The sequence below is a fragment of the Cupriavidus sp. HPC(L) genome (assembly GCF_000307735.3).
Taxonomy (GTDB): Bacteria; Pseudomonadota; Gammaproteobacteria; order Burkholderiales; family Burkholderiaceae; genus Cupriavidus.
The window spans coordinates 1-1,850 of record NZ_AMPR02000342.1 but is presented as its reverse complement, the minus strand read 5'-3'; the positions used below and the strand labels follow the sequence as shown (position 1 = coordinate 1,850).

Annotated in this window: 2 protein-coding genes; both read right to left on the bottom strand. The window is 70.4% G+C overall.

Features of this window, described 5'->3' with window-relative positions; genetic code table 11:
* Positions 1-79 precede the first annotated feature (79 nt).
* Complete coding sequence (locus B551_RS17440) at positions 80-1,345, bottom strand: pilus assembly protein TadG-related protein (protein ID WP_006577578.1); 1,266 nt, start codon at positions 1,343-1,345, stop codon at positions 80-82.
* Between the two features lie 67 nt (positions 1,346-1,412).
* The gene (locus B551_RS17435) at positions 1,413-1,754 is read right to left on the bottom strand and encodes a hypothetical protein (RefSeq protein WP_006577579.1); all 342 of its coding nucleotides are present in this window, start codon (positions 1,752-1,754) and stop codon (positions 1,413-1,415) included.
* Positions 1,755-1,850: the final 96 nt, after the last annotated feature.

Below are 1,850 nucleotides of genomic sequence, written 5' to 3'. Positions count from 1 at the left end.
ATGCCGGTGGCGGAGCGGGGGATCGGCGTGTTCACGATGGCCTCCTGATTGCGTCGCTGCTGTGTAGATGCGGCCGCCGCTACTGCACCAGCACCGGCACCAGCGGGCCAGGCCCGCTGCCCAGGCCGGGGATGCCTTGCGTCGCGCAAGGACTGCCCAGCGAGCTCGATGCGCCCCGGTATTCGAGCCGCACCGAGTTGATGTTGCCGCCCCATTGCATCGGCTCAATCATCAGCAGGCAGGCCCACTCGAGCACGCTGGCCTTGTGCGTGCCGGATACCGCGAAGCCGCTGCAGTCGACCACCGGCGCCAGCACCATGCGCCGGTCGGCACCGCCCTGATGCGCGGCGGTGCTGGACGGCGAGCCCTTGGTATCGATCATCGCGACGCTGTCGCCCTGGTACGGCGCATAGGCCTTGCGCCTGGCGGTGAAGTCCGGATACGCGTTGGCCTTGGCCGGCCAGGTGGTGTCGTTGTAGGCATGGCCGGTGAAGTCCGGCACGCCGGCCACCTTGCCCGCCTTGACGATGCCGAAGCGGCTGTTCCACTCGTCCGCCAGCGACGACTTGTTGCCGGTGGTGCCGATCTCGGTGCCAAGCGAGGGCAGGTTGCATTGGCCCGAGCCCTTCAGCTGTTCGGCCAGGCTCTTGGTGCCGCTGCCGCCGCCGAGATCGGCCCAGCCGAAATTGCCGCCGCCATATTCGCCCTTGTTGCCCGCATCGAGCTTGGAAACCAGCCACTGGCCCACGGTGTAGGGCGGCTCCGGCGGGTCCAGGGTCTCGGGCTTGCAGACGAACACCGGGATCGCGCATGCGGTCTGCGCGGCGCCGACGGTGGCCACCGCGAATGACGACACCGTGCTCGGCCCCACGTTGCCGCCCGGCAGCAGGTTCAGCACCTGCGCGAACCAGTTGGCGATGCCTGCGCGCGAGGCCGCGCACTTGACGTACTTGATGGTGTCGAGCGCGTACGGCACGCTGCTCTTCGGGTAGAAGGGATTGGCCAGCGCGTCGCTGTAGGTGACGCTGCTGTCCGCGGCGAACTGCACCGATTCGCTCTGGAACAGCGCCAGATTGCGATAGCCGGCGGTGATGCCCGCTGCCTCGGACACCGCCAGCGGCGTGGCGCCGGTCAGGTCGCGCGCCGCGGCCAGCGCGCAGGCATCGGCGCCGTTCTGCAGCTCGCTCTTGGCCACGTAGAGCTTGCCGAGGTCGAGCGCCAGCCCGAGAAAGCCCACCATCGCGACCAGCGCCAGCGCGACGACGATCGCGACGGCGCCTTGCTGGCGCCGCGGCGTCGCGGCCCGCCGGCGTGGACGCGGTCTCGCTGTGTTCGGCTGCATCATGGCTCTCTCCCTGGCTTGCGAACTGGCTGGCGAACTGACTCGCTGCGCTGCACCGCGCCGCCGCGCGTCAGCGCGTGCCGATGCCGCCCGACATGCCGATGCCGCCCTGCATGCCGGCCCCGTTGCCATAGGCGCCGCCAGGCGACAGCCGCTGCAGCGAGCGGTCGTAGTTGCCCATCGCCGCGACGGCGGCCTTGCCGTCGACGCCGGTTAGCGAAGGCAGGCCCGCGGGTGCATTCGGGTTGATGATCTGGGCCTGCTTGACCGCATGGACCGACTGTCCGAAGCGGCTGTCCCAGACCGGCGTGGTGCTGATGCAGGCGGCCAGCAGCGGTGCGGCGAGCAGGGCAGCGAGCCCGGCGCGTACGCGCGACGATGGCGAGGGCTTGTGAATGGCGTGCTTGTTCATGGCGTTCTCCTGACGGTGCGCTCAGTTCAGGGCGGCGGGCCTGCCGTCCGCGCCCGCGGGCGTTGCCGCACGGGCACGGGCGAGCCGCGCGGCGGT

Excerpts from the sequence above, each read along its gene's own strand:
- B551_RS17440 (WP_006577578.1), bottom strand. The coding sequence starts at position 1,345 with ATGATGCAGCCGAACACAGCGAGACCGCGTCCACGCCGGCGGGCCGCG.
- B551_RS17435 (WP_006577579.1), bottom strand. The coding sequence starts at position 1,754 with ATGAACAAGCACGCCATTCACAAGCCCTCGCCATCGTCGCGCGTACGC.